We start from the raw sequence: 24,346 nt of genomic DNA on the forward strand, positions 1-24,346 counted from the left end.
TGTATCCGGGCGGGTCACGCGTCTGCCCTTAGCGAGGGGCCGGTCGGTTGGAACAAAACTCCCAAGGTACTGTTTACCTACAAATATGCAGGAGGATCAAACATGGCCGATATCGGGCTGCCTATTCCGAAGGCGATCGTCGATCCCACTAAAGATTTCGTGGGCATTCCGGCACAGCAGAGAAACACTGCTAAGGAAATCAATCGACTTAGAAAGCAGGTGCGTCGCTTGCAGACGCGTGTTGAGAACATGGGCATAGTGGCAATTCGTCCGAGGCGAAGGACGTATCGACTGGTAGGCGCGGCTGTAACCATTGCCTTTGCGGGGCTTTCATGGGCCCTTTGGAGATCACGCGATACGGCGACTTTTCGTTAATATCGGTCGCGCTTCCGTTTCGCGATCCCGGCAACTTCTGACCTCTCGCTTCAAGGCCGGTTTTTCAAGCCAGGATCGCCCCCCGTCGGGAAGCGGCGACCGAGGACGCGCCAATCAGCTCCATTCCGGGGAATATCGATGGAACTCGGCCGGGGTCCGCGGGGATAATCGGGGCTCGCAGATCCCCAAGAGTCTCGCCGTCGCATGCGAAACGAATGTAGGCTGGCTTGGCGAAGGCGAACAGCTTTCCTCCCAATTCAGCGGTCGACAGCGGTGAGCAAGGTTACCGCGCGACGTTTGGAAGCCGACGGGTTGACGGCTCAGTGGATCGGTCGTCCAAACCCTCTGTTAAATCTCTGCCGCTAGTCTGTTTCAAAAGGGGATACGGAAAGGCATTTTGATGAGAGGCGCGGCGCCGGTGATGTATCAGCACTTCCTGAACAAGCAAGAGTCCTTCATGTACGATCGGGAAACCAACTTCCCAATGGAGGACACGCGGAACGATGCGCGCATCGAATACACTGAGAAGGGCATGACGCAACTGAGCTCTCGTCGCTGCGAAATCATCAAGCTTTCGAAAAGCGGCGCCCTGATCAGCATCCTCACGCAGTACACGCTGCCACAGAATTTCTACCTGGACATCCCGAGCGCCCGCATCCAGATGGTCGGCTGCCTGACAAAGCGGGTGCATGGTAACAACATTATCGAAGCGCGGTTCCTGCGCATGCTGACGGACCGCGACCTCAACCGCATCTTCGTCTACAGCACCCATCCGAACCACCGTAATCGCACGCTCGACATTTACCGCTAGAAAGAATCGTCGGCGCCGCCGCCAACGGAGCGCCTGCGGTAGCGACCACCAGGCCGATCCCAAAAGGGAGCGGCGATGTCCCTCAAGGCGCCGAGTGACTAGGCAGATCCCATCAAGCACCTTGACGGTCTGCGAGCCCATTGACGGACAAGGCAGCTCGGTAGGTTGCTTGGCAATGGCATCGGCTGTGCCTAACCACCGCGCCGCCGGCAGAGGATATTCTTCACACGAAACACCTGCCATCGGACAGGCGGGACCTGTCCTTGGAGGAACAACAATCCGGCGCGGGGGTTTTCGACTCCAGTGTAAGGAATTTCCTGATGGGATGGATTGAGGTCGATCATGGCGGCTGACAAGCTCTCAACCTACAAGAAGAAACGGGACTTCAAGCAGACAAAGGAACCGAGCGGCGCGGCCGCTGTCAAGCCGGCCAATCGGCTTCGCTTCATCATCCAGAAACACGACGCGACGCGCCTTCATTACGATCTTCGCCTCGAACTCGACGGCGTGTTCAAGTCCTGGGCTGTGACGAAGGGGCCGTCACTTGATCCGCATGACAAGCGGCTGGCGGTCGAGGTGGAGGATCATCCGCTCGGCTATGGGGATTTCGAGGGCACCATCCCGAAAGGCCAGTATGGCGGTGGCACGGTCATGCTGTGGGACCGGGGCTATTGGGAGCCGGAAGGAAACAAGTCGCCGGAGGAAGCCCTGAAGAAGGGCGATTTGAAATTCGTGCTGCAGGGTAAGCGCCTAAATGGCAGCTTCGTGCTCGTGCGGATGCGCAACGACCGCGACGGCGGTAAGCGCACCAATTGGCTGCTGATCAAGCATCATGACGATCATTCCGTTGAAGAGAACGGCGCTGCCATCCTAGATGAGAACATGACCTCGGTGGCTTCCGGACGAACCATGGAGCAGATCGCAAGCGGCAAGGGGCGCAAGCCCAAGCCGTTCATGATGGCGAGCGGTGAGGTCGAGGCCGACGCAGTCTGGGATAGCAAGCAAGGGCGCGCAGCCGGTAAACGCAAAGAGAGGGGTCGGACGGATGTGGCGGCGTCGACCGGGGTTGACTTGCCCGACTTCATTGCTCCGCAACTCTGCGAAACCGTGGAGCGCCCGCCGGTCGGGAAGAACTGGCTGCATGAGATCAAGTTCGATGGATACCGCATCCAAATGCGGGTCGCTGACGGTGAGGTCATGCTGAAGACCCGCAAAGGGCTGGACTGGACGGCCAAATATCCGGAGATAGCGAGAGCTTCCTCCCAACTGCCCGACTGCATTATCGACGGCGAGATCTGCGCGCTCGACGACAATGGCGCTCCGGATTTCGCGGCGCTTCAGGCCGCCTTGTCGGAAGGCACCACCGGCAACCTGGTCTATTTCGCGTTCGACCTCCTGTTCGACGGCGGCGAGGATTTGCGGCCGAGGCCGCTTACCGATCGAAAGGCGCGTTTGCAGGAGCTGCTAGCAGATGCGACCGACAATCCTCGTCTTCGCTTCGTCGAGCATTTCGAGACGGGCGGCGATGCGGTCCTGCGTTCTGCGTGCAAGCTTTCCCTCGAGGGCATTGTCTCGAAGCATGCCGATGCGCCCTACCAGTCCGGCCGTACCGACACCTGGGCGAAATCGAAATGCCGCGCCGGGCATGAAGTGGTTATCGGCGGATACGCCAAGACGAATGGCAAGTTCCGGTCGCTACTTGCCGGCGTCAATCGCGGTGAGCATTTCGTTTATGTCGGCCGCGTCGGCACAGGCTACAGCGCCAAGAAGGTCGAAACACTGCTGCCAAAGTTGAAGGCTGTGGAAACGACGAAGTCGCCGTTCACGGGGATCGGCGCGCCGAAGAACGAAAAGGAAGTCGTCTGGGTGAGACCCGAGTTGGTCGCCGAGATCGAATTCGCTGGCTGGACCGCAGACGGGCAAGTCCGCCAGGCCGCCTTCAAGGGCCTGCGGGAGGACAAGCCGGCCGATGAGGTGGAGGCGGAAAAGCCTGCATCCCCCGCGACGACCAAAACGCCCAAGCCCGCGCCGATGGTGAACAATGTCCCGCGCCGCAAGGGCGCGAAGGCCGAGGTCATGGGCGTGCTCATCTCCAATCCGGACAAACCGTTATGGCCGGACGCCGACGACGGCAAGGCCGTCACCAAAGAAGAGCTGGCCCGGTATCACGAAGCGGTCGGCTCTTGGCTGATCGAACATGTCAGGGGCCGGCCGTGTTCGATCATCCGCGCGCCTGACGGCATTGGCGGCGAACAGTTTTTCCAACGCCACGCCATGCCGGGTACGTCAAACCTGCTGGAGCTGGTCAAGGTGTTCGGCGACAAGAAGCCGTATTTGCAAGTCGACCGTGTCGAAGGCCTCGTCGCCGTCGCCCAGATCGGCGGCATCGAACTACATCCATGGAACTGCGAACCAGGAAATCCGGAGGTGCCGGGCCGGCTGGTCTTCGACCTCGACCCCGGTCCGGATGTGCCGTTCGCGGCTGTGGTTGCGGCCGCCCGTGAAATGCGGGACCGGCTTGATGATCTCGGACTTGTCAGCTTCTGCAAGACGACTGGCGGCAAGGGACTGCATGTGGTGACGCCGCTGGCCGTGAACGCGCGTACGCCGCTTTCATGGGCGCAGGCGAAGGGCTTCGCCCGTGACGTCTGCCAGGAGATGGCCCGCGATAATCCAGACCTTTATCTCATCAAGATGACGAAAAGCCTGCGGGAAGGCCGCATCTTCCTCGACTATCTGCGCAACGACCGCATGGCGACGGCGGTGGCCCCGCTGTCGCCACGGGCGCGTCCGGGCGCCACGGTGTCGATGCCGCTAACCTGGACGCAGGTCAAATCCGATCTCGATCCGAAGCGGTTCACCGTGCGGACCGTACCGGCGCTGCTAACGAAGACGATTGCGTGGGAGGACTATTGCGACGGACAGCGCGAGCTCGAACAGGCCATCAAGCGGCTCGGCAAGCAAAGGCTGCGGCATGAGCGTTGAACGGCAGGGCGCCAAGACCACATAGGACGCATGAAAAATCACACTGTCCCCATCGAGCACCTGACCCGCCTTCGGCGCATCCGCGGCCTGGTACGGTTGATGGACACGGCGCTCCGCATTCCCGGCACGCGCGTATCGGTGGGCGCGGACTCGGTTCTTGGTCTCATCCCAGGCGTGGGCGATTTCGCAGCGGCGGCTATCAGCCTCGTCATCGTAAACGAGGCGCGCCGTCTCGGCGTGCCGAATGACACGCTGGTGAAGATGCTTGTCAATGTCGGCTTCGACACGGTCGCAGGAAGCGTGCCGGTGCTCGGCGATGTCTTCGATATCTATTTCAAGTCCAACCGCCGCAATCTGCAACTCGTGCTGGACCACTTGGGCCTCGACCACGCTGACCTCGATCGGTAACGCCGGTCAGCTGCGGTCTCCAAGCGTGGCGATATCGAACACCGCGGCATTGTCCTGGATTTCGCGCAAGCCTTTATAGGAGGCGTGGCGCAGATTTCCCTCGACCGTCCAGCCGCGGAACTCGATCTCGGCGATCAGCGTCGGCAGCGCGAACACGTAATTCTTGCCCTTGACTGGCACGACCGGTTTCTTCGTCTTCAGCTTGTCCAATGTTTTGCGCAGGTATTCGGCATCCTTCGCCTTGAACCCGGTCCCGACAGAACCCACCGACACCCAGCTATCGCCCCGCCGGGCGGCAAGCAGAAGGCTGCCGATCCCGCTACGCGCTGCAGCGGACTGCTCATAGCCGACGATCATGAAGCTCTCACTTTGAACGCATTTGACCTTGATCCAGTCGCCTGTTCGTCCCGACCTGTATGGCCGCTCGCGGTGCTTGGCAACAATGCCTTCGAGCCCCATCGAACATGCATTTGCCAGCAGCTCGACGCCATCACCGTGCGCTTCTTCCGACAGCTGCACCGCGCCGCTTGCGCCGTCGAGGAAATCCGTAAGCAGATGCCGGCGAACCGAAAGCTCCGTCTTCGTCAGATCGTGGCCATCAAAATAGAGAAGATCGAATGCGGCAAAGACCGCCTCCGTCGAGGCGCGCTTGCCGCCGCGGCCCCCGAGCGAGCGTTGCAGCGCCCCGAAGTCCGCATGGCCCTCCTTGTTGAGGACCACGGCCTCGCCATCGAGGATGGCGGTCCCGACGTCGAGCCTCTTCGCGGCTTCCGCGATCCGTGGAAAGCGATCGGTCCAGTCGTGGCCGCCGCGCGTGATGATCCTAACACCCTTCGGTTCGATGTGGATGGCGAGGCGATACCCGTCCCATTTGATTTCGTAGAGCCATTCCGGTCCTTCCGGCGGCGTCGGCCGCAGAAGCGCCAGGCACGGCTCGATGCGGCCGGGCATCGGATCGAAGGGCAGAGTGGGCTGGTCGCGATTGCGTCGGCGGACCGGCCGCGACTGGAGCGCAGTACCGGAGTCATCGAGCAAGGGTATGGCCGATCGGCGCTTCGCTTTCATGGCGATCCATCATGCGCAAGAGAGAATACGAACATAAGTGCCTTCCGTGAAGTTTTCAGGATGAGCGCTTTCCTTTTCCGCTCGCCGCCAAACTCTGGCGAAGAGCGTCCATGATGTCGATGACGTTGCTGCCAGCCGCGCCGGTCTCTTCCTTGGCCTTGCCCTTCTTCAAGGGCCTCAGCCCCTTCTTCTTTTTCGCGATAATGTCGAGGAGAGCGTCCTGCACGGGGTCGGAAACCATGTCCGGGGACCAGGTCTTGGTGTGCTGCTTGATGAATTTCTCGACAAGGGGAATAAGATCAGGGTCCGACGCATCGTCGATATCCTCGAAATAGGACTCTTCCGGCCGGACCTCGTCGCCGAAGCGTAGTGTCCAGAGCACGATACCTTCGCCGCGTGGTTCGAGCACGACTGCCCGCTCGCGCCGGCCGATGACGAGTTTCGAAATGCCGAGCACCTTGTCGGACGCCATGGCGTCGCGAATGACCGCGAAGGCCTCATGGCCGACGGGATCGTCGGGCACAAGATAGTGCGGCTTTTCGAGATAGATCCACTCGATGCTGTCGCTCGGGACGAACTTGTCGATGTCAATGGTTTTGACGGTGTCGAGCGCGACGGCATCCAGTTCGTCGTCCGTGAGGAGCACAAAGTCGTTCTCGCCGCGGGGATAGCCCTTTATCTCGTCCTCATCCTTCAGCGGTTTGCGCGTGACCGCGTCGACAAATTGGGAGACGACGCGATTTCCGGTCTCTTTGTTGAGCGTGTGAAACCTGACTTTTTCGCTCTCCGACGTTGCTGGCGACATCGAGACCGGGCAGGTGACGAGCGAGAGCTTCAGATAGCCTTTCCAGTATGGGCGCGGCGCCATGATCGTGCTCCTCAGCCGGCTTTACGCTGTCCGGACGTCGAGCCGCGCGATTTCGAGGCCGCGGCGCGCGACGCCGGCTTGCGCCCGGCGCCCTTGTTGGCATTGGCGGCGGGTCGCGTCAGTTGATCGCCGCCGGCCTTCAGCATCTTCGCGCTTTCGCGTAGGGCGGCCAGGAGGTCGTCCGGTTTGGAGACCTTGACCTCCTTTCGCTTCGGCAAGGCCTTGCCTTCAATTTTCGCCTTCACCAGCTCAGCGACCGCCGTGTCGTAACGATCGTCGAACGCGGCCGGGTCGAAGGTTCCTTTCTTTGTAGCGATGATGTGCTTAGCAAGATCCAGCATCTCACCTTTGATCCGCAGCTTCGGCACCTCCTCAAACGCCTTCTGTGATGAGCGGACTTCGTAGTCATACTGCATCGTGGTGGCGATCAGGCCTTTGCCGTGGGTGCGGATCAAGAGTGTGCGTATGCGACGAAACAGGACCGTGCGCGCGATCGCAGCGACCTGCGACTTCTCCATTGCATCGCGCAGCGCGGTAAAGGCGTCTGACGAAACCCGGTCGGTCGGCACGAGATAGTAGGGTTTGTCGAAATAGACGTCGTCAACGTCGGAGCAGGGAATGAAGGCTTCGATCTGCAGGGTCTTGTCGCTGTCCGGAACGGTAGCGGCCACCTCCTCCGGATCGATCATGATGTAGTGGCCGTTTTCGATCTCGAAGCCCTTTGTCTGATCCTCCCGCTCGACCTCCTTGCCGGTGTCGCTATCGACGAAGACACGGTTAACGCGATTGCCGGTGCGGCGGTTGATGGTGTGAAACGCGATGCGTGCCGAGGTGCTGGCGGCCGTGTAGAGGCCGACTGCGCAACTGACCTCGCCGAATTTGATGAAGCCCTTCCACTGGGCACGATGACCGGCCATCTTTTAAACTCCCGACTCGACGCAACCAAAGCGAGTCAAGCGAATCACGAGCGAATTTGTTCCGACTCGAAAGGAATCGAAAATCAATAACTTAGGCATGCGTTGGCGCCCTTTTTAACCAGTCTCGACCATGCCGCTGATTCGCTGCATCTTTTCGGGGCGGCGTGCGTTCTTCCGAAGCCACAACTGGAAGGGAGATGTCATGACGAAACGTGAATTCGTCGATAGCAGAACCGATAGGCGCTATATTCGGCGCCGCGGGAAACGCCAGTTCAAGGAAAGTATCGATGTGAACCGGGTCCCCGTTCGCCGATCAGCGCACAAAGGCGAAGACTGAGGCAAAGCCCGGCAAGGCGGTCTCGGAGATTGGCATAGGAAGCATTGGCGCGCGGGCCGCCCTCTGTCGTAGCGACGGGTGATGCGATGGCCGACGATGTCGAGATTGATCATGAGGACAAAGGGGCTGGCGAGTGCGTGTCGGTCGCATTTCCGTTCGACCGTATGACCGTGCAGCGGTTTCGCGAGGCTTTTCCACGCGCCCGCTGGAGCGACCGGCGAAAGGCCTGGATCGTCCCCGGCACGACCGCGCGCCGGCGCATCGATCGCTGGCTGGCCAGGGAAGAATTCCGCGTCGATCCACACGCAGAGGGAAAGGGCAGGGATGCTTATGCGTTCGAGCCGATCCTCAGCCCCTACCTCAACGTCGACAAGGACGGGTTTCGCATCCGGACGCCTTTTTCACGCAAACTGGTCGACGAAATCCGCCAGGTTCCATTTGCCCGTTGGGATGGCGAGCATAAGGTGTGGCGGGTGCCATTCGCTTCCTATGATGATCTTGTCGATCGCTGGGGGGCTATCGAGGCGGAAGCGCAGCGAAATGAGCCTGAAGAAAAACGCAAGCGCGCCGAGGCGCGCAAGGGAACCTACGAGGAAAGACTGTCCCGCCGCCGGGCGGTCGAGCGCAAGCGCCGGCGCATCCCACTTGCCGTCGATGATTTGCCCCCGATAGGTCGGCCGCTTGCGACGCCGCTCTACGGGATCGTCGTAGTTGGAGACATAACCGGCGAGCTGGTCGATTGCCATGAGGTTGCCGACCTTTATCCACACATCGCCGGGGATCACGTTTGGGGCCTATGGCGGACGCCTTCGCTGGAGGAGCTGGTGCAGACCTGGCCCTCGAAAAGGGCGCCGGAAGAGCGTGAGCGCCGGCGCGGCTGGTGGCTGCCGACTCTTGAGGAACTGCGCGAGGCGCGGCTGACCGCCAAGGCGCGCGAACGCAGGGCCAGACAAAAGGCTTAGGCCTGACTTCAATCCGATGGTGGTTCGATCTCGATGATGACCGACCCATGGCCGGTGGTGTGCTCCAAGCCACGAGGGCTACGTGGGACACTCGCCTTGCTGAGCCAGGGCGCGAGCGCCGGGCTGAGGAGAATATGGTCGATACGCAGGCCCGCATCGCGCTCACAGGCGCTGCGCCAGTATTTCCAGAAGGTGTAGATGCGTTCCTTCGGATGAATATGGCGGATGGCGTCGGTCCAGCCTTGGGCGAGGAGATCGGCATAAGGCTTTCCGGACTTCCGGCCGGAACAGCGCGTCGTCGCGCCAGCGTGACGGTGCGTAGACGTCCAATACCGTCGGCATGGTCGGTTTGCCACGGACCTCCAGCGTCTTCAGCCGCTTGGCTTCGGACAGCTCCATGCCGCCGACTTGGCTTTCCACTTATAGATGCTGGCATCGCTGACGCCGTGCCTGCGGCAAAGCTCCGCGACCGGCGTGCCCGCCTCGTGCTCCTTCAGAATCCCGATGTTCTGTTCGTCTGTGAAACGATTGCGCTCCATTCCCTGGTCCTCTCAATGGGCCAGAGCTTACTTCAAAATGGATTATTTCAACGGGGCAAGGTCACCTCTCGTGCATCCACCGCGCGTCTTCGTTCGCCCGGATGCCGGGCGCCACCGACGGCGGGTTCAGTGATGCTGACATCATCGCGCTGGTGCTCGATCCGCGCTCCGTGAGCCTGATCGATCTCTCATATCAGACGATGTTCGTGCTCTTGACGATCATTCTTGCGATCGCTGTTTGGCGCTCGCGCCGGCTTTGTTCCCAAACATGCTCAGGTTCGAAGATGCGGGCGCGATCGATCGCATCAAGGAGGTCACCCGCCTGGAGGACAGGGCGCGGGACCGTTTCAACTGCGGAAGCTGTGGGATTCCTTAAGCAGCGACGTCGCCGATCAGCGAACCAGCCGGAATGTTCCATTCCTTGCTGAGCTTTCGAATCTGATCCAGATTGATTTCCCGCTGGCGGTCTTCGTTAAAGCACGCGCCACTAACGCACGCCATGTTATTATTGGCACATCAAAACATTGGCCACCAAAATCACGGGGAGGGGTTGCCCGCTCACGAGGTGCTTTTTGAGTCAAGTTCCACCGATTTGTCGGCGGTGGACGCTCCATCGGCCACTCCGAGAATAGCGAGATTTCGGTCCGCTATTCGTTTTGCGGTAGACGGCCCTCCGCCTGGACCCATCTCGAGGCGGACGTCACGAAAACTAATTATGCGCCCGGTTGACGAGATCGGGCCCACAGGTCCAAGCAAACTATCTGTCTCGTGTTCAACCATTCGGATCGGCGGCCCCTTTTCTCCAACGGCCCATTTGTCGCCCCACTGTTGCAACGAAACCAGCACCGGAAAAAGCTCCTCGCCCTTGGCGGTGAGGCGATACCCCTCCCGTCGCCCATGTTCTTCAAGTGAAACTCTTTCGACGACACCGTTCGCGATGAGCCGCCTCAAGCGCGTCGTCAGTATATTCCGGGCGATGCCCAGGCGTTCCTGAAATTGATCGAAACGCGTGGTTCCAAAGAAGCACTCCCGGATAATCAATAGGCTCCACCACTCGCCTACTTCATCGAGGGCGCGGGCAATCGAGCAGTTCATTTCACTGAAGGCTTTGCGTTGCATTCCAGCAATATAGCCAGAACAGTTGCGTCGTGCAACTTTTCTGGTAAGTTTTAACATGAAACTTTTGCGCAGCGGCTGATGCCGCGGATTAAGGACCACCACAATGGATCGTCGTTTGCTCGTGCTTGCCGTCGGCATGTTCGCCATTGGTACAGACAGTTTCGTAATCGCCGGAATTCTTCCTGAGGTGACGCAATCCCTCGGCGTCTCAATCGCAGTCGCTGGGCAAATGGTCACCGTCTATGCGTTGAGTTTCGCCGTGCTTTCGCCGGTCATCGCCGCGGCGGCGGCTCACTGGCCGCGAAAGCGACTTCTCCTCGCCGGCTTGGCGGTGTTCGTCATCGGTAATCTCGTCACAGCCATTGCACCGACCATCGAATGGGTGTTGGCGAGCCGTTTCGTGGCGGGGCTCGGCGCAGCGATGTTCAGCCCAACGGCGACGGCGACAGCCGCCTCACTTGTGCCGGCGGAGAAACGCGCGCGTGCACTAGCAATCGTGGTGGCCGGGTTGTCCGGTGCGACCGCCCTGGGATCTCCGCTTGGAACATTTATTGGCGGGCTGGGTGATTGGCGCGCCACCATGTGGTTTGTCACTGTCGTTGGGGCCGTCGCTACTATTGGCGTCTACGTGCTGTTGCCGGCTGTCCCCCCCTTGCCGGCAGTATCGTTGCGCGCGCGCCTTGGTCCACTCAAAGACATTCGCGTGGCGCTCACCCTTTTGACCACACTAGTGGCGTATTCAGGATTCTTTGCGGTTTACACGTATCTCGGAGTGACCTTCGATCGCGCGACCGGTGGAAGGCCCGAGGTCTTGGCCGCACTTCTGCTCCTTTGGGGTATCGCAGCCACCGCTGGCAACCTGGCAGCCGGATACTTTACCGATCGGTTCGGCAATCGGATGATTGTCAACGGCTCGCTTGCGATCGCCGTGGCGAACTTCGCATTGATGCCGTGGAGCAGTGCGGACCTTTGGAGTTCTGCCCTGGCTCTGGTTGTCTGGGGCATTTGCGGTTGGGGCTTGTTGGTTCCCCAACAGCACCGGTTGATCAGTTTGTCTCCCGCATCGGCGTCGCTCTTGCTGGGTCTGAATTCGGCTGCCCTTTATGTCGGCGTATCGGCTGCCGGTCTCATTGGGGCGGCTGGCATCACGGTGCTTGAACGCCATCAACTCGGCCTAATAGGCGGTCTCTTCGTCGGTGTGGCCTTTGTCATAGCGCAGGTGGCGAATTGGCAGATACGAAAAGGTTCTGAGATAGAGCTCGGTCTGGCGACACCGTGAACAGGCGCGCCACAGGCATGCGCGCGATAGAGGCGTGTGTGAGTGATGCGTGGCGAGATGATATGTCTGGGTGAATCCATCAGGCATCGCATGGTCTGATCGTGAGAAAGGTAAGGCGTTGCTTTCGCCGAGCTCCGGGCCCGGGGCTGCCTTGGTTGATTATGCAATGGTTGACTGGCTGTTTTCGGGGCGAAGCTCTATCGACCTCGACGACTGGCGTTGGCGCCCGACGCTGCCGATGCAGAGCACAACTCTGTAAGCGCTCGTCTATTGAGCTGCTCGTGGAAGGTCTTGAAATACGCCGAACGGTTGACCGAAGAGGGGCGCAAAGAGCTCGGCACGCCAGTGTGTGCGGACCGCCGAGCTCTTGTAAAGCATCTTCAGGCGAATGGAGCGACACCACTCAAGTCAGCAAGACCATGCGTCTTCCTGATCAAATCGCCTGCGCGCTCTCCGATGACGACACACGGTGCCATCGTGTTTCCCGTGGTGATACGCGGCATGATCGAGGCATCTGCGATACGAAGACTTTCAATACCGTAGACCTTGAGCTCGTTATTGACCACGGACATGCTGTCGCGTCCCATTTTGGCCGTGCAGGACTGGTGCCAGTAAGTGACAGCGGACTTTCGGATGAAATCGATCATCCCTGCCCGGTCGCGTGTGCCTGGAGCTGCCTCGCTCGTGACCAGCGGCGTGAAGGCGTCGCCATTTCCGAGTTCGCGACACAGCTCAACCGCCGCCAAGGCGGCAGCCATGTCTTCCGGCTGACTGAGAGAATTTGGTTCAATCAGGATAGGGTTGTTTGTATTGGGGCCGGAGAGCCTCAGCCGGCCACGGCTTTTCGGCTGCGCAAGCCCTGAAAACATCGTCCAGCCATGTGCCGGGGTTTCCAGACCTGTTTCTGTCGGCGAAGGAACGGCGAACTCCAACTGGCACTGCAGAATGTCCGGTTGAGAGAGGCGGGAGTCGCTTTTCCAATAGAGTTTTGCTTCGCAGCCTCCCCCGCCGACGCCTTCCGGCTTTCTATATGCCCAGGTGCAGCCGAACGCGAGATGATCTTGATGATTTCGACCCACACCCGGGAGATGCTGCACGACAGATATCCCGTGAGCTTTCAGTTCGTCCTTCGGGCCAATGCCTGACTGCATCAGCACCTTTGGCGTATTGATCGCACCCAGCGACAATACCGTTTCGCATCGCGCAGTGAACGCACGCCGCTGTCCGTTGACGAGAGCCTCAACGCCTGTCGCCCGTTTGCCATCGAAGATGAGGCGCGTGACCAACGCCTCGGTTACGACCGTAAGGTTCGGTAGCGACATGAGCGGACGAACATAAGATCCGAATACGGACTCCCGCTTGCCATCCCGGATGCGCAGTTCTGCGATCGATGCACCTCCGGGACTTTCCATCAGTTCGCCGTTCGGAGTGTCGAAAACCGGAATGCCCATCGCCGATGCAGCGTTCAACAGAGCCTCTGCGATTGGTTGTGGCGAACGTGGCTGGGCGACATACACCGGTCCTCCAGCCCCGCGGCGTAGCGCATCCGGTGTGCCGCGCCAGTCTTCAATCCGCCGATAGTAGCCGAGAACCGATTCATAACCCCAGGCTTCATCGCCCGCTTCAGCCGCGAAATGATTCCAGTCTTCCTTGTGGCCTCGCGCCCAGACCATAACATTGATGCTCGAACCACCACCCAGTCCCTTCCCCATGCTGAGAGGAAGCCGCCTCCCGTAGAGCTCAGGCGCCGGCTCTCCAACGAAACCCCAGTCACGGTTCGTACCGAGATTGAGTGGCCATTGCGACGGGTTTACAACGGACTCGGCCGTATCGTCTCCCCCAGCCTCAAGAAGCAAGACGCTGGCGTTTCCGCATTCTGCCAGTCGGGCGGCAACGACGGAACCACTGGATCCGGCTCCACATACTATGAAGTCAAAATCGGCTGGGACCTCAGGATGTCGTGGCGCCGGATTTTCACGTCGGTTTATGTCATGCGTATTCTGATCCACGGGGTTACCTTTGTGAATTGGTGGGCTGAAATTGCAAGTTGGCCGCGAGCGCTATTGGCATCCGAGATGCAATCGATCTCAATCGGAGATCGACGTTTTTACATACGGCCTGTAAGTGTGATGGGAGGTGAGGACATTCCAGCATCCGATCATCGGAACAGGAATGCCTGTCCCGATGATAAAGCTCGAACGACCATACTTACTGCGCCGAAACAGTTTTCGCCGCTTCGTCGATGGTGTCCGCGACCACCGTTGGCTGCGTCATGAACAGAGCGTGGCTTGCTGCGACCTTGGTGATCTTGGCTTTAATCCGCTCTGCCATATGGACCAGCATGGCTTGGTCAAATGCTTTGTCCTCTGTGGCGATGACGGCCCAGCTTGGCTTGGTTCGCCAAGCAGCATTCTCCAGCTTCGTGGCAAACGCCGACATGTTGATTGGGACCTGCGAATCCCGCATGAACGCGACGTCGGTGTCGCTGGCGTCATGTGCAAATCCAGCCTTGAATTTCCCAGGGTTAACGTACCCAAATCCATCTTTCGTGGTTTCGATGACGAATTCAGATGCCGGGGCAAAACCTTCATACTGCTGGGCCGTCGTCTCGCCTGCGTCCGGTGAGAGCGCGGAGACGTAAACCAGTCCCGCGGCCTTTGTATCAATGCCGGCTTCCGTAATGACTGTTCCACCCCATGAATGGCCTACCAGAATGGCCGGTCCATCTTGCCGCTCAAGTGCACGCTTGGTGGCGGCAACGTCGTCTTCGAGGGAGGTCAACGGATTCTGGACGATGGTGACACGATATCCACGCTTCGTGAGATTGTCGTAGACGGCCCTCCAGCCGGAACCATCGGCGAAAGCACCGTGAACGAGTACGACGTTCTTCACGGCCTGGTTAGCAGGGATCGTGTCCGCAGCGTTCGCAGGCACTGGGGCGGATATTGCGGCTACGGCTGCGACGGTGGCCAATACGGTCCTGGTGGTCATGGCTCTCTCCTCTTGATGCATGCGATAACTCTTATCGCGATAAATAATGCCTGTCAGTTTTCATTCTTCGTGTCAACAAAATTTATCGCAATATTGTTTTTTGCAGTACTTTTTGCTAATTCTGCGCCGACAGGAGCTCAAAATGACGAAACGACATAACGACCCGCCGCCGCTCAGCGATCAGCTCTGCTACGCAATCTACACCGCTGGCATCGCTATCCAGCGTGCCTACAAGCAAGTGCTTGACGAGTTGGGTTTGACCTATCCGCAGTACCTCGTGCTCAACGTTCTCTGGCGCGAAGACGAGCAGACGGTTGGTGCCATCGCCCATACCCTCGCTCTGGAATCCAGCACGCTTACGCCGCTTCTAAAGCGGCTGGAAGCATCAGGCTTGCTGCGACGGACACGAAATCTGAGCAATGAGCGGCAGGTTGTCGTTGCATTGACGAACGAGGGACGCACGTTGCAGCACCGGGCCGGCTGCCTCAGCGACACATTGCTCGCAGCCTCTACACAGACGCCCCAGGAGTTGGCATCCTTGAATCGCGATGTCCGGCATCTCCGCGACGCCATCTATTCACAGATCGGCGGATGGGACGCGCCCGCTTGATCTGCGAAGGCGTCTCGATCTAGGCTGTCGGCACAGTTCCTCCATCGATGGTGTATTCGGTACCTGTGATCGATGCAGCGCGGTCCGATGCCAGGAAGGCAATCAGATTTGCCACTTCCGTCGGTTTGGCAGGGCGCCCGAGAGGTATGCCGCCCAAACTATCCATGATGATCTTCTTGCCACCCTCAAGATCCGTACCCGCCTTGTACGCCAAGCGCTGGGCCAAGTGAACGGACGCTTCCGTTTCGATCCAACCCGGAGACACTCGCACGACGCGGACGCCCTTGGGCGATACCTCCTTGGACATGGCCTTGCTATAAGTCGAGAGTGCCGCCTTTGCTGCGGCATAAGCCGTGGTCGCTTCCGGGAGAGGTAGCAATCTTTGGATGGACGTGACATGCACAACCACACCGGTTCCCCGTTCGACCATGTCTGGAACCAGTTCGCGATCCAGTCGAACAGCGGGAAAAAGATTGAGAGACATTTCGTTGTACCACTCGGCATCAGTTAGCGCCCCAAAGCCACCGCCAGCTGCTGCGGAACCACCCAGCATATGAACGATGATATCGACGTTGCCGAGACGTTGACGCGTAACGTCCGCGACGGCCGCGCACCCCTCTTCAGTCGTGAGCTCGGCCTCGACAAACAATTCTTCCGGCAGGTTCTCAGGACGCGTCCGCGCGGTCGTCAACACCTGCGCGCCGAGGTCCCGAAACAGGCTGACGGTCGCAGCCCCGGCGCCCTTGGTTCCAGCAGTAATGAGGGCTCGCTTGCCTCTCAGGTTGAGAAAGTCTGTCATCACCGGATCTCCAGCCAGGCGATCTTGCCGTCCTTGATGGTGAAGGCATATGAGAGCGTCACCGGACTGCCGGGAAACTGGCCGCCAACTTTGGCGGGGACGAGCACTTTGTTGCCGTCAACGGTGGATTCGAACGGTTCAGAAACGTACTGCGTCGCCTCCTTCGCAGCCACCCACCATTCACGGATAGCGACCACGCCTTGATGGCGCGATCCCTCATCTTCGACAACGGCTTCGATCGCAAAGGTCTCCGACAGCGCATCCGCGTTGCTGCCGCTGTCAGCGTCAAAGTACATGTTCACGATATCGGGCATATCCATTGTGGTTCTCCTCATTGGCTAACCCGATAGTAGCGCTCGACCATTGCGTAAATAAGTGGGATAAACCGGCATGCAGCAATGAACAGATCGGGACAATGGAACAAGCCAACCTGAAGGAACTTGAAGCGGTAATCGCTATTGCCCGGCGCGGCACATTCCGCGCAGCGGCCATTGATCTTGGCATGTCTACGACAGCGTTGAGCCACACAATAGGCAGGCTTGAGGCGGAGCTTGGGGTGCGATTATTCAACCGCACCACACGCAGCGTGTCGCTGACGGATGCCGGCAGGCTCTTTGTGCAGCAGGTGGCGCCCTCGCTTCAAGATCTCTATGCCGCCTTGGATTCGGTGCGGGCGCAACGTGAGACACCTTCCGGAACAATACGGATCAACGCGGCGCCCTTCGCGGCGCGCGCAATCATCTCGCCGCTCGTGCTTGAGTTCCTGCGCCGCTATCCCGACATGAATGTCGATATTGTAACTGAAGGAAAGATGGTCGATATCGTCAAGGACGGGTTTGATCTGGGAGTCAGGGTTGCGGGCCTCGTTCCCAGCGACATGATTGCAGTTTCGCTCGGCCGGCCTCAGCGACATGCTGTGGTTGGGTCTCCTGAATACTTCGAGAGGCATGGGAAGCCGGTGGTCCCTCCCGACCTCCTCAGCCATCGATGCATTCGCGTTCGCCTCCCCGATGGCTCCCTGTTTCGGTGGCGTTTCGAGAAGGACGGGGAGCAGGTGCAAATCGATGCACGCGGCCCGATATCGCTGGACGAGGCTAGCCTCACGAGAACCGCTGTCCTGGAAAGCGCCGGTATAGCCTACATCTTCGAGCAAGACATTTTCCCGGACATTGAGGCGGGGCGCGTCGTCCGTGTACTGGAAGACTGGACGCCACCGTATCCGGGGCTTTGCCTTTACTACCCTGGGCGCCGACATCTGTCAGCCGGGGTTAGGGCGTTCTTGGAACTTGCGCGTGAGCTCGCGAGAGTGAGCTAATTGAACCGCCAGTGGAAGAGCTTTGCTTGTCTCTTCAACGCTCCAAGCGGACAGATTTGCAAGGCGTGAATGACCGGTTCGCGGCCAGTAGGTCACTGATCTGCCATTCCGCAAGGAATGAGCGGAAGGCAGACCCTCGGCTTCTAGGATCTCGTTCGATTAGCCTGGACAACCGAAATGGCGCGCAAAACCGCGTCCCTGCGTAACGAATTGATTGTCCGCTTCGGGCTACTAAAAGCGCGTCCAGGGAACGCATGAAAACCATGTGGTAAGTGCCGCCAGCGCTGCAATTGCTGCAGATCTTTCGCGCCGCGACGGGCCGTCCACATATGCGCAGAAGTCCGGATGGTGGGATCATCGTCAAATCAGCGGTCGCGGTCTTTGGTTTATAGGGACCTTGTATCGAAGGAAGGTGCCGCGCTTTCGCAGTCCACGCCTCTGCGCCGCCGCGCGCAGTCACGGACATCGTTTAATCGCGACCGTCTGCGAGCGAGATCACTACCGTCATCAGCTCCGCTCACGTGAGCGACAAAATCACCCAGATCAGAACGGTGGCTGAGATGATCAGCAGCACGATTGCTGCGGCGCGTATTACCTTTCCCATCATTGTCATCCTCCCGCCAGAACCGCGCTGGCGCCATGAGATAAATTGGCAGAACCGCAAACTTGCTCCGTGGCTGCGGCTCTGAGTGCCAGCGGGGATGTGCGTGAACGAACGATGGCGACCAACCAAAAATTGCAGCGTTTTGGTTAATTTAGCGTTGCCTCACGTATATTGGTTTTCTATTGGAAAGATTTGGAGCCGTTGCTGCGTCTTTCCGGCAAGTCGCCAGTCGCTTGAACGCTCAAGCCGCGCTTGGAAAAGGGTTAGACACACCCGTACCGGACTTCGCCACCGTGATCAGTGGTCAGGCGAACACCAGACTCGAACCTGGTTCTTGTTCGGCGATCGCTTCGGTAAGGCCTGTGCGGGCAAAACTCTCGCGTATCTGCTGGCGAAGCCAGCCATTCGCTGGATCAGTGTCGGCATGTTTCGCCCAAACCATGTTCACCGCAGGGAAAGTGAGTGACACCGGCAGTGGGCTGACCTCCAAGCCCAACAGAGGCCCGTAGCGTTCCGCGATCCTTGTCGGGACGGTGGCGATTACGGGGCTGAGTTGCGCGGCCGAAAGAACAGACATGTACCCGGGGGCTGCAGCAACGACATTGATATCGACGCCGGCGATTTCCAGGGCATCTTTGATGCACCCCTGCAGCGTCTCGTTCTGGGATATGGTGGAATGCTCAGCTGAAAGATACTCAGTAAGGCCAACGGGGTTGCTGAGGGTCATGAGATCCGCATTGAAACAGCACGACACCCCGGTGTCATACAGCTTCTCGGACGACCGGCGGCTGGTGACGGTGTAGGTGCACCCAACCGCGAGATCGATCGATCCATCCTCCAAGGAAGGCTCGACCGCCTCATGCGGAAACACTCGCGCTAGGAGTTTGATCCCTGGAGCCAGGCGCCGCAGCCTGGCGGTCAAATCTGGAATGAGCAGCAGCTCAATTTCCGGGGACATGGCGATCCGGAACACGCGCTCTTCCGTAGAGGGATTGAATTCCGCGCCTCCCGTCAACGCCAGTTGCGCCTGCCTTAACGCCTTTCTTATCGGAACCGCCAGGCTTTGCGCTCGCGCAGTCGGCTGCATGGTTGGGCCAACGCGTATAAAGAGCTCATCCTGCAACAGCACGCGCAGCGTCGAAAGAGAATGGCTCATCGCCGGCTGCTGGATTTTCAGACGCCGTGCGGCCTTGGTCACGCTCCCCTCAGCCATCAATGCGTCAAAGGCGACAAGAAGGTTGAGATCGAAAGAGCGAAGATTGAAATGATCGATAGTTGTCATGACCTGCATCGATTTGCGCGTTGATGTCACGGTACATATTTACTCTCCAGGTCAGTTCAAGGCCGCTTTTGCCACCTCGCGTACATCCGGAGCCTTTCATGCAAACTCGTCGTTCTTTTCTCATCAATACAGCCGTATTTGGCGCGGCAGCCGGGACCGTGGTCGGTCTCCCTGCCACCAGCTTCGCCAAGGCCCCGATGATCGGCGCGCAGGCGGCGGGATTTTATCGGATAAAGCTCGGCAACTACGAGATCACGGCGCTTTCCGACGGAACGGTAAAACTGCCGATGTCGAAGATCTACCAGAACATGTCCCAGAACGAGATCGACACCTATTTGACCGACCGGTTTCAATCGGGCGCGGCAGAAGTTTCCGTGAATGCCTATCTGATCAACACCGGCGAGCGCCTCGTGCTGGTGGATGCCGGCACAGGCGACCTAATGGGTCCCGCGCTGGGCAAGCTCGTATCGAATATCGAAGCATCGGGCTACAAGCCCTCTGAAATCGACGACGTCATTTTAACTCACATCCACGCCGACCATTCAGGCGGACTGGTTTCGGGCGGTGACCGCGTCTACAAAAACGCCATTCTGCACGTCAACCGACGGGAAGCGGAATTCTGGCTGAAGGCAGATGCTAAAGCGAAAGCCGATCAGGTACTTGGGCCTCAGATCGCCCAGGCCGAAAGGTGCCTCGGACCCTATGTCGATGCCGAGAAGCTCGAAACGTTCGATGACAATGGCGCACCCATTTCTGGTTTTGCATCTGTTCTGCTTGCGGGCCATACGCCCGGTCACAGTGGTATCATTGTCGAGAGCGAGGGGGAAAAGATCGTGTTTTGGGGCGATGTCGCCCATGGCGACGTGCTGCAATATGACCATCCGGATGTCACGGTCGCATTTGATGTCGACCAGAACGCCGCCGCAGCAACCCGCGCGACGGCTTTTGCTGAGGCGGCAGACGGGCGCTATCTGGTCGCCGGTGCGCATCATGCTTTTCCTGGGATCGGGCATGTTCGCCGCGATGCGGACAATTACGACTGGGTGCCGTTGGTATACCGGGCGGTTTACTGAACCCTCGACCGAACGCATGGAATGGTTCGCCATCCGCAGCGATCACTGTCGATCTCCCAGGCGAGAAGTGGCCGGATATTGCGCGCCTCGATGCCCGCAGAACGGCCGTTTTTGGCTTGCCCGCTAAAGCAATTTAGCCATCGGATCATCAAGAGGTGACGACGGGGCGATCCGGATGTGATTAAACGGAGCCTGGCGCGCGCACACTCGCCTGGAGGTCGTCAATTTGGAAGAGCCGGAAGAAATCTCTCGCGAGGTCCTTTCGAAAGGAGGGTCATCGAAGGGGCCTTCCTTGCAGGGCGCGCAAGACCGGGAAGAGGCGGCTGCTCCACCTGAGCGGACCTCGCCGCTCGGCCTCGAGCAATACATCGCGGGCAGGACGCTTGTCAGTGGCGATGGCCCGGCGTGGAACGACCTGTTCGTTCAGGTGTATTCCCGCCGCGACAAGCAGGAAGCGTTTCTTGTCCCAGCTGTTGCGGAACCGCTGATCGTCTGGGTTATGTCGGGCGAAGCGAATGTCGAAGAGCGCGAACTCGGCGGCGATTGGGTATCCAATATCGTGTCGGTCGGAGACTTCTTCCTGACCCGTTCCCCGACGCCTTACGAAATGCGCTGGCGTTCGACTGGGACGGCGCCCTTTCAGGTGATGCATCTGTATTTGTCGGTTCCTCTGTTTGAGCGCGTCGCCAAAGAGGTGCTTGGCGGCGATGGGCCGCCCGTGCTGCTCGACGTCTCCGGCGGGAAAGATGAGCAGCTCTCGCATCTATTGGCCTTGATCCATCAGGAACTTGCCGCTGAAGGCAAAGGCAGCCAATTGTTCGTGCAAGGATTGGCTCAAAGTCTCACGGTGCACCTGATCCGCAACTACGTAACGGAGGATCGGCAAGACAATCGGCAGACGGCTCTGCCAGGCTTTAAGCTTCGGCGCGCCATGGCTTATCTCGAAGCGCACCTGGCTGACCCGTTCAACCTGGCGCAGCTCGCCGTTACGGTAGGCATGAGCGAGTTTCATTTCAGCCGACTGTTTAAGAAAGCAACCGGCCTTTCGCCCTCCCGCTACTTCATTCGCCAGCGCGTCGCCAAGGCACAGCAGCTGCTCCAGGAAACTGAGACGAGCATCATCGAGATTGGCCTGTCGGTTGGCTATTCGAGCCCGAGTCACTTTGCGCAGGTCTTCCGCCGCGAGACAGGTCTGCCGCCGAGCCACTATCGTCGAGGATGATTTTTCATCCGTCTGCGATTTGAGCAAGATCGCGACAGGTCGCGCAAGGCCCCGTGAGAAGGGCCGGCGTGAAACGCTTAGGTTCCTCCTTGTCGAAACGAAACGCCCACCGCGGTGGTGGGCTTCAAAGACAAGGAGTGAAGACAATGGCCAACCTCAACGGAAAGATCGCATTGGTAACTGGCGCGTCGAGTGGCATTGGCGCCGCTACCGCCGTGAAGCTCGCCGAAGCCGGCGCGAAAGTCGGCATCGCCGCTCGCCGGACCGAAAAACTCGAAGACCTGAAGCAGCGGATTGAAGCGAAGGGCGGCGAGGCTCTGGTGATCGAGATGGATGTCGTTGATCCGAGCGCGATCGAAACCGGCGTCAAAAAGCTTGTCGAAACCTACGGCTCGATCGATATCCTGGTCAACAATGCCGGCCTGATGCCACTCTCGGACATCGACCAGTTCAAGGTCGACGAATGGCACCGGATGGTGGACGTGAACGTAAAGGGCGTGCTCAACACGACGGCTGCCGTTCTGCCCCAGATGATCAAGCAGCATTCGGGCCACATCTTCAACATGTCCTCGATCGCGGGCCGCAAGGTCTTCAAGGGTCTTTCGGTCTACTGCGCCACGAAACACGCGGTCACGGCCTTCTCCGACGGACTGCGCATGGAAGTTGGCCAGAAGCACAACATCCGCGTGACCTGCATTCAGCCAGGCGCTGTTGCCACCGAGCTCTACGACCACATCACCGATCCGGGCTACCGCAAGCAGATGGATGAGCTGGCCAGCCAGATGACTTTCCTTCAGGGCGAGGACATTGGCGACACCATCGTCTTCGCCGCCCAGGCTCCGGCGCATGTCGACGTCGCTGAGCTGTTTGTCCTGCCGGTTGAGCAGGGCTGGTAAGCGACTGTCCTAACGGGCCCTGCCCAAGGGTGGGGCCCTCTTCACGGGAGAGTAGGATGAAAGAGGTATCCGCACTACAAACCTACCGTGTGCTGGAGCCAGGCCCGATCGTTATGGTAACGACCAGCGATCGGGGAAAGCCAAACGTCATGACGATGGGCTTTCATATGATGATCCAGCACGCGCCGCCGCTGATCGGCTGCATCATCGGGCCGTGGGACCATAGCTTCGAGACAATTCTGGCGACGGGCGAGTGTGTCATCGCCGTTCCGGGTCTCGACCTCGCCGAGACGGTTGTCGATGTGGGGAACTGCTCGGGCGACAGCGTTGACAAGTTTCAGCGTTTTGGACTGCGCACCGAAAAGGCGAAGGAGGTGTCCGCGCCTCTTATCGCCGACTGCCTGGTGAACATCGAATGCGTGGTGGTCGATCGGCGCAACGTCGAGCCGTACAACCTGTTCATCCTGGAAGCCAAGCGCCTATGGGTGAACGAAACCCGCAAGGAGCGTCGAACACTTCACCACCGGGGCGACGGCACCTTCACCGTCGACGGCGGAACGCTCGATCTCAAGGACCGTATGGTCAAGTGGCGCCATCTGCCCTGAGGGCGTCGGCCGCCTCATTCGAAACCGAAATTAGAGGAGAAACCCTATGTCTGCCTATCTCGTCGTCGACCTCGATATTCACGATATGAATTCGATCGAAGACTATCGTTCCAAGGCATTGCCGCTTGTTGCCAAAGCAGGCGGCCGCCTGATCGCTCTCGACGCCACGCCACTTGCACTCGAAGACTGGGAAGCCACCAACATGCTGATCATTGAATTCCCGGACAAAGAAGCGATCAGCCAGTTGTTCGCATCGCAAGAATATCAACCACTTGCAGCCCAGCGCCAGGCTGCTGCCAAATCGAGGATCATCGCGATCGCGGGCGCCTGAAGTCTGTCAACTCGGTAAGGACTATCAAAATGGCCGAACTGACCAATGTGGCCTTCTTCAAGGCAAAGCCCGATATTTCCTTGCGATGGTGCCTGACCTTTGTGTCACCGATGTTGAGATCCGAGGGTTTCAGCAGCGCTCGGCGCTATCTGCATAGCTGCTGACCATCGAACGAAAAGAGCCCGGGGGAAGGCCCGGGCTCTTTTGCGGCTTATGCGAGGTTAGCGGCGAGCGTCGAGGCTGAGGCGACCCGCGCCGAACGCGACGACCTGCAGCAGACCACCGGCCATGGCGATATTCTTGAAGAAGTGGATGAACTGGTTCAGGTCGCTGAGGTTGTTGTGGAACGTCACCGCGGTGACAATGCTGAACAGAGCCAGGACCAGGGCAACGATGCGGGTCTGGAAGCCGAGGATCAGCGCCCCGCCGCCGACGATCTCCGTCACGACTGCCGCGCCATAGGACAGCGAGGGGAAGGGCAGGCCGACCATATTGATATAGCCGATCGTTCCGGCCGGGTCCGAGATCTTGCTGATGCCGGAAAGTAGGAAGATGGCGGCAAGAAGAACACGGCCGGCGAGCGGGGCCACGCCATTAATGAGGAGCGACTTGGAAAGAGTTTCAGCGCGCTCAGCGATTGCATCGGAATAAGACATCGACGTTTCTCCTGTGTTGGGGCGCAGCCGCCGTGGCTGCGTCGTGAGGAGAAACTGCCATCTTGAGATCGGACGAAAAAGCCGGATATTCTCGCGCATTATCGTCGATAATCTCGAACGATGCCGCAGAAAAACCCGCGCTGGGAAGGCGCGCGTCCGATCGGAGGGTCCTGAAGTTCAGTTTCGTTGTCGTGCTGAGATAATGAAGATCAATATTTTGAGTTTCGTCACGGGTAAGCTCCTCGGTTTAGGAAGCGGTCAGCAAGTGTGCTGCCCATGGCGAGAGATTCTCCTTGT

The 24,346-nt window shown here is 59.2% G+C and carries 24 protein-coding genes and 4 pseudogenes; 15 read left to right on the top strand and 13 right to left on the bottom strand.

The window, feature by feature from the left end; all coding sequences use genetic code 11:
• Positions 1–102: 102 nt before the first annotated feature.
• From ASD01_RS35510 to ASD01_RS11500, 4 genes are all read left to right on the top strand, one after another.
• The gene (locus ASD01_RS35510; protein WP_156623644.1) at positions 103–375 is read left to right on the top strand and encodes a hypothetical protein; all 273 of its coding nucleotides are present in this window, start codon (positions 103–105) and stop codon (positions 373–375) included.
• A gap of 400 nt (positions 376–775) precedes the next feature.
• Positions 776–1,186 carry a hypothetical protein gene (locus tag ASD01_RS11490; protein ID WP_034799804.1) on the top strand — a complete coding sequence of 137 codons (411 nt, stop codon included), beginning with the start codon at positions 776–778 and terminating at the stop codon, positions 1,184–1,186.
• Positions 1,187–1,528: 342 nt separating this feature from the next.
• Entirely contained in the window at positions 1,529–4,171 is a 2,643-nt protein-coding gene (gene ligD, locus ASD01_RS11495) for a DNA ligase D (RefSeq protein ID WP_034799806.1), read from the top strand.
• A 30-nt stretch (positions 4,172–4,201) separates the two neighbouring features.
• Complete coding sequence (locus tag ASD01_RS11500; protein WP_034799808.1) at positions 4,202–4,579, top strand: DUF4112 domain-containing protein; 378 nt, start codon at positions 4,202–4,204, stop codon at positions 4,577–4,579.
• Positions 4,580–4,585: 6 nt separating this feature from the next.
• On the opposite strand, the gene ligD (ASD01_RS11505) is transcribed toward ASD01_RS11500, so the two are convergent.
• The 3 genes from ligD (ASD01_RS11505) to ku (ASD01_RS11515) are packed head-to-tail and all read right to left on the bottom strand — an operon-like array spanning position 4,586 to position 7,429.
• Positions 4,586–5,644, bottom strand: a complete 1,059-nt coding sequence (gene ligD, locus ASD01_RS11505; RefSeq protein WP_060644011.1) for a non-homologous end-joining DNA ligase — start codon at positions 5,642–5,644, stop codon at positions 4,586–4,588.
• A 55-nt stretch (positions 5,645–5,699) separates the two neighbouring features.
• Positions 5,700–6,512 (bottom strand): non-homologous end joining protein Ku, encoded by an 813-nt coding sequence (ku, locus tag ASD01_RS11510; protein WP_034799812.1) that lies wholly within the window; start codon positions 6,510–6,512, stop codon positions 5,700–5,702.
• 11 nt (positions 6,513–6,523) lie between these two features.
• Positions 6,524–7,429, bottom strand: coding sequence for a non-homologous end joining protein Ku (ku, locus tag ASD01_RS11515; RefSeq protein ID WP_060644012.1), 906 nt, complete (start codon positions 7,427–7,429; stop codon positions 6,524–6,526).
• A gap of 423 nt (positions 7,430–7,852) precedes the next feature.
• On the opposite strand from ku (ASD01_RS11515), the gene ASD01_RS11520 reads away from it, so the two are divergent.
• Positions 7,853–8,728: a hypothetical protein gene (locus ASD01_RS11520; RefSeq protein ID WP_034799908.1), complete on the top strand. Its 876-nt coding sequence runs from the start codon at positions 7,853–7,855 to the stop codon at positions 8,726–8,728.
• Between the two features lie 8 nt (positions 8,729–8,736).
• Here the strand turns inward: ASD01_RS11520 and ASD01_RS34615 are convergent.
• The 4 genes and pseudogenes from ASD01_RS34615 to ASD01_RS11530 all read right to left on the bottom strand — a co-directional run.
• A pseudogene (locus tag ASD01_RS34615) lies at positions 8,737–9,070 on the bottom strand (exonuclease/endonuclease/phosphatase family protein); the annotation flags it as partial.
• 18 nt (positions 9,071–9,088) lie between these two features.
• Positions 9,089–9,267 (bottom strand): annotated as a pseudogene (locus tag ASD01_RS11525) (transposase); the annotation flags it as partial.
• Positions 9,268–9,639: 372 nt separating this feature from the next.
• Positions 9,640–9,729 (bottom strand): annotated as a pseudogene (locus ASD01_RS37375) (helix-turn-helix domain-containing protein); the annotation flags it as partial.
• A 96-nt stretch (positions 9,730–9,825) separates the two neighbouring features.
• Positions 9,826–10,443 carry a winged helix-turn-helix transcriptional regulator gene (locus ASD01_RS11530; RefSeq protein ID WP_234798859.1) on the bottom strand — a complete coding sequence of 206 codons (618 nt, stop codon included), beginning with the start codon at positions 10,441–10,443 and terminating at the stop codon, positions 9,826–9,828.
• 46 nt (positions 10,444–10,489) lie between these two features.
• Between ASD01_RS11530 and ASD01_RS11535 the strand changes: the two genes are divergently transcribed.
• Complete coding sequence (locus ASD01_RS11535) at positions 10,490–11,665, top strand: MFS transporter (RefSeq protein ID WP_034799817.1); 1,176 nt, start codon at positions 10,490–10,492, stop codon at positions 11,663–11,665.
• 380 nt (positions 11,666–12,045) lie between these two features.
• On the opposite strand, the gene ASD01_RS11540 is transcribed toward ASD01_RS11535, so the two are convergent.
• On the bottom strand, positions 12,046–13,674 hold the full coding sequence (locus ASD01_RS11540; protein ID WP_034799819.1) for a GMC family oxidoreductase: 1,629 nt from the start codon (positions 13,672–13,674) through the stop codon (positions 12,046–12,048).
• A 199-nt stretch (positions 13,675–13,873) separates the two neighbouring features.
• Positions 13,874–14,656: an alpha/beta fold hydrolase gene (locus ASD01_RS11545; protein ID WP_060528811.1), complete on the bottom strand. Its 783-nt coding sequence runs from the start codon at positions 14,654–14,656 to the stop codon at positions 13,874–13,876.
• Between the two features lie 142 nt (positions 14,657–14,798).
• Between ASD01_RS11545 and ASD01_RS11550 the strand changes: the two genes are divergently transcribed.
• The gene (locus ASD01_RS11550; RefSeq protein ID WP_034799823.1) at positions 14,799–15,266 is read left to right on the top strand and encodes a MarR family winged helix-turn-helix transcriptional regulator; all 468 of its coding nucleotides are present in this window, start codon (positions 14,799–14,801) and stop codon (positions 15,264–15,266) included.
• Between the two features lie 19 nt (positions 15,267–15,285).
• Here the strand turns inward: ASD01_RS11550 and ASD01_RS11555 are convergent, their stop codons facing one another.
• Both ASD01_RS11555 and ASD01_RS11560 read right to left on the bottom strand, forming a co-directional pair.
• Positions 15,286–16,065: an SDR family oxidoreductase gene (locus tag ASD01_RS11555; protein WP_034799824.1), complete on the bottom strand. Its 780-nt coding sequence runs from the start codon at positions 16,063–16,065 to the stop codon at positions 15,286–15,288.
• Positions 16,065–16,385, bottom strand: a complete 321-nt coding sequence (locus ASD01_RS11560; protein WP_034799826.1) for a nuclear transport factor 2 family protein — start codon at positions 16,383–16,385, stop codon at positions 16,065–16,067. The genes ASD01_RS11555 and ASD01_RS11560 overlap by 1 nt, the downstream gene beginning before the upstream one ends.
• A 95-nt stretch (positions 16,386–16,480) precedes the next feature.
• Between ASD01_RS11560 and ASD01_RS11565 the strand changes: the two genes are divergently transcribed.
• Entirely contained in the window at positions 16,481–17,380 is a 900-nt protein-coding gene (locus ASD01_RS11565; protein ID WP_034799828.1) for a LysR family transcriptional regulator, read from the top strand.
• Between the two features lie 245 nt (positions 17,381–17,625).
• A pseudogene (locus ASD01_RS35515) lies at positions 17,626–17,772 on the top strand (IS1595 family transposase); the annotation flags it as partial.
• A gap of 516 nt (positions 17,773–18,288) precedes the next feature.
• Here ASD01_RS35515 and ASD01_RS11570 read toward each other — a convergent pair.
• Positions 18,289–19,266, bottom strand: a complete 978-nt coding sequence (locus ASD01_RS11570) for a LysR family transcriptional regulator (RefSeq protein WP_034799910.1) — start codon at positions 19,264–19,266, stop codon at positions 18,289–18,291.
• Positions 19,267–19,364: 98 nt separating this feature from the next.
• On the opposite strand from ASD01_RS11570, the gene ASD01_RS11575 reads away from it, so the two are divergent.
• The 6 genes from ASD01_RS11575 (at position 19,365) to ASD01_RS37225 (ending at position 23,557) form a co-directional block, all read left to right on the top strand.
• Positions 19,365–20,339, top strand: coding sequence for an MBL fold metallo-hydrolase (locus ASD01_RS11575; protein ID WP_034799830.1), 975 nt, complete (start codon positions 19,365–19,367; stop codon positions 20,337–20,339).
• Positions 20,340–20,631: 292 nt separating this feature from the next.
• A complete protein-coding gene (locus tag ASD01_RS11580; RefSeq protein WP_034799832.1) occupies positions 20,632–21,561 on the top strand; it encodes an AraC family transcriptional regulator in 930 nt (309 codons plus the stop codon).
• A gap of 146 nt (positions 21,562–21,707) precedes the next feature.
• On the top strand, positions 21,708–22,457 hold the full coding sequence (locus tag ASD01_RS11585; protein WP_034799834.1) for an SDR family oxidoreductase: 750 nt from the start codon (positions 21,708–21,710) through the stop codon (positions 22,455–22,457).
• Positions 22,458–22,513: 56 nt separating this feature from the next.
• A complete protein-coding gene (locus ASD01_RS11590; RefSeq protein WP_034799835.1) occupies positions 22,514–23,062 on the top strand; it encodes a flavin reductase family protein in 549 nt (182 codons plus the stop codon).
• Between the two features lie 46 nt (positions 23,063–23,108).
• Positions 23,109–23,393, top strand: a complete 285-nt coding sequence (locus ASD01_RS11595) for a DUF1330 domain-containing protein (protein WP_034799837.1) — start codon at positions 23,109–23,111, stop codon at positions 23,391–23,393.
• A gap of 29 nt (positions 23,394–23,422) precedes the next feature.
• Positions 23,423–23,557 (top strand): hypothetical protein, encoded by a 135-nt coding sequence (locus ASD01_RS37225; RefSeq protein WP_257785215.1) that lies wholly within the window; start codon positions 23,423–23,425, stop codon positions 23,555–23,557.
• Positions 23,558–23,614: 57 nt separating this feature from the next.
• Here ASD01_RS37225 and ASD01_RS11600 read toward each other — a convergent pair whose 3' ends face one another.
• Positions 23,615–24,049, bottom strand: a complete 435-nt coding sequence (locus ASD01_RS11600; protein WP_034799839.1) for a DoxX family protein — start codon at positions 24,047–24,049, stop codon at positions 23,615–23,617.
• Positions 24,050–24,346: the final 297 nt, after the last annotated feature.

It is taken from the genome of Ensifer sp. Root423 (assembly GCF_001426275.1).
Lineage (GTDB): Bacteria > Pseudomonadota > Alphaproteobacteria > Rhizobiales > Rhizobiaceae > Ensifer > Ensifer adhaerens.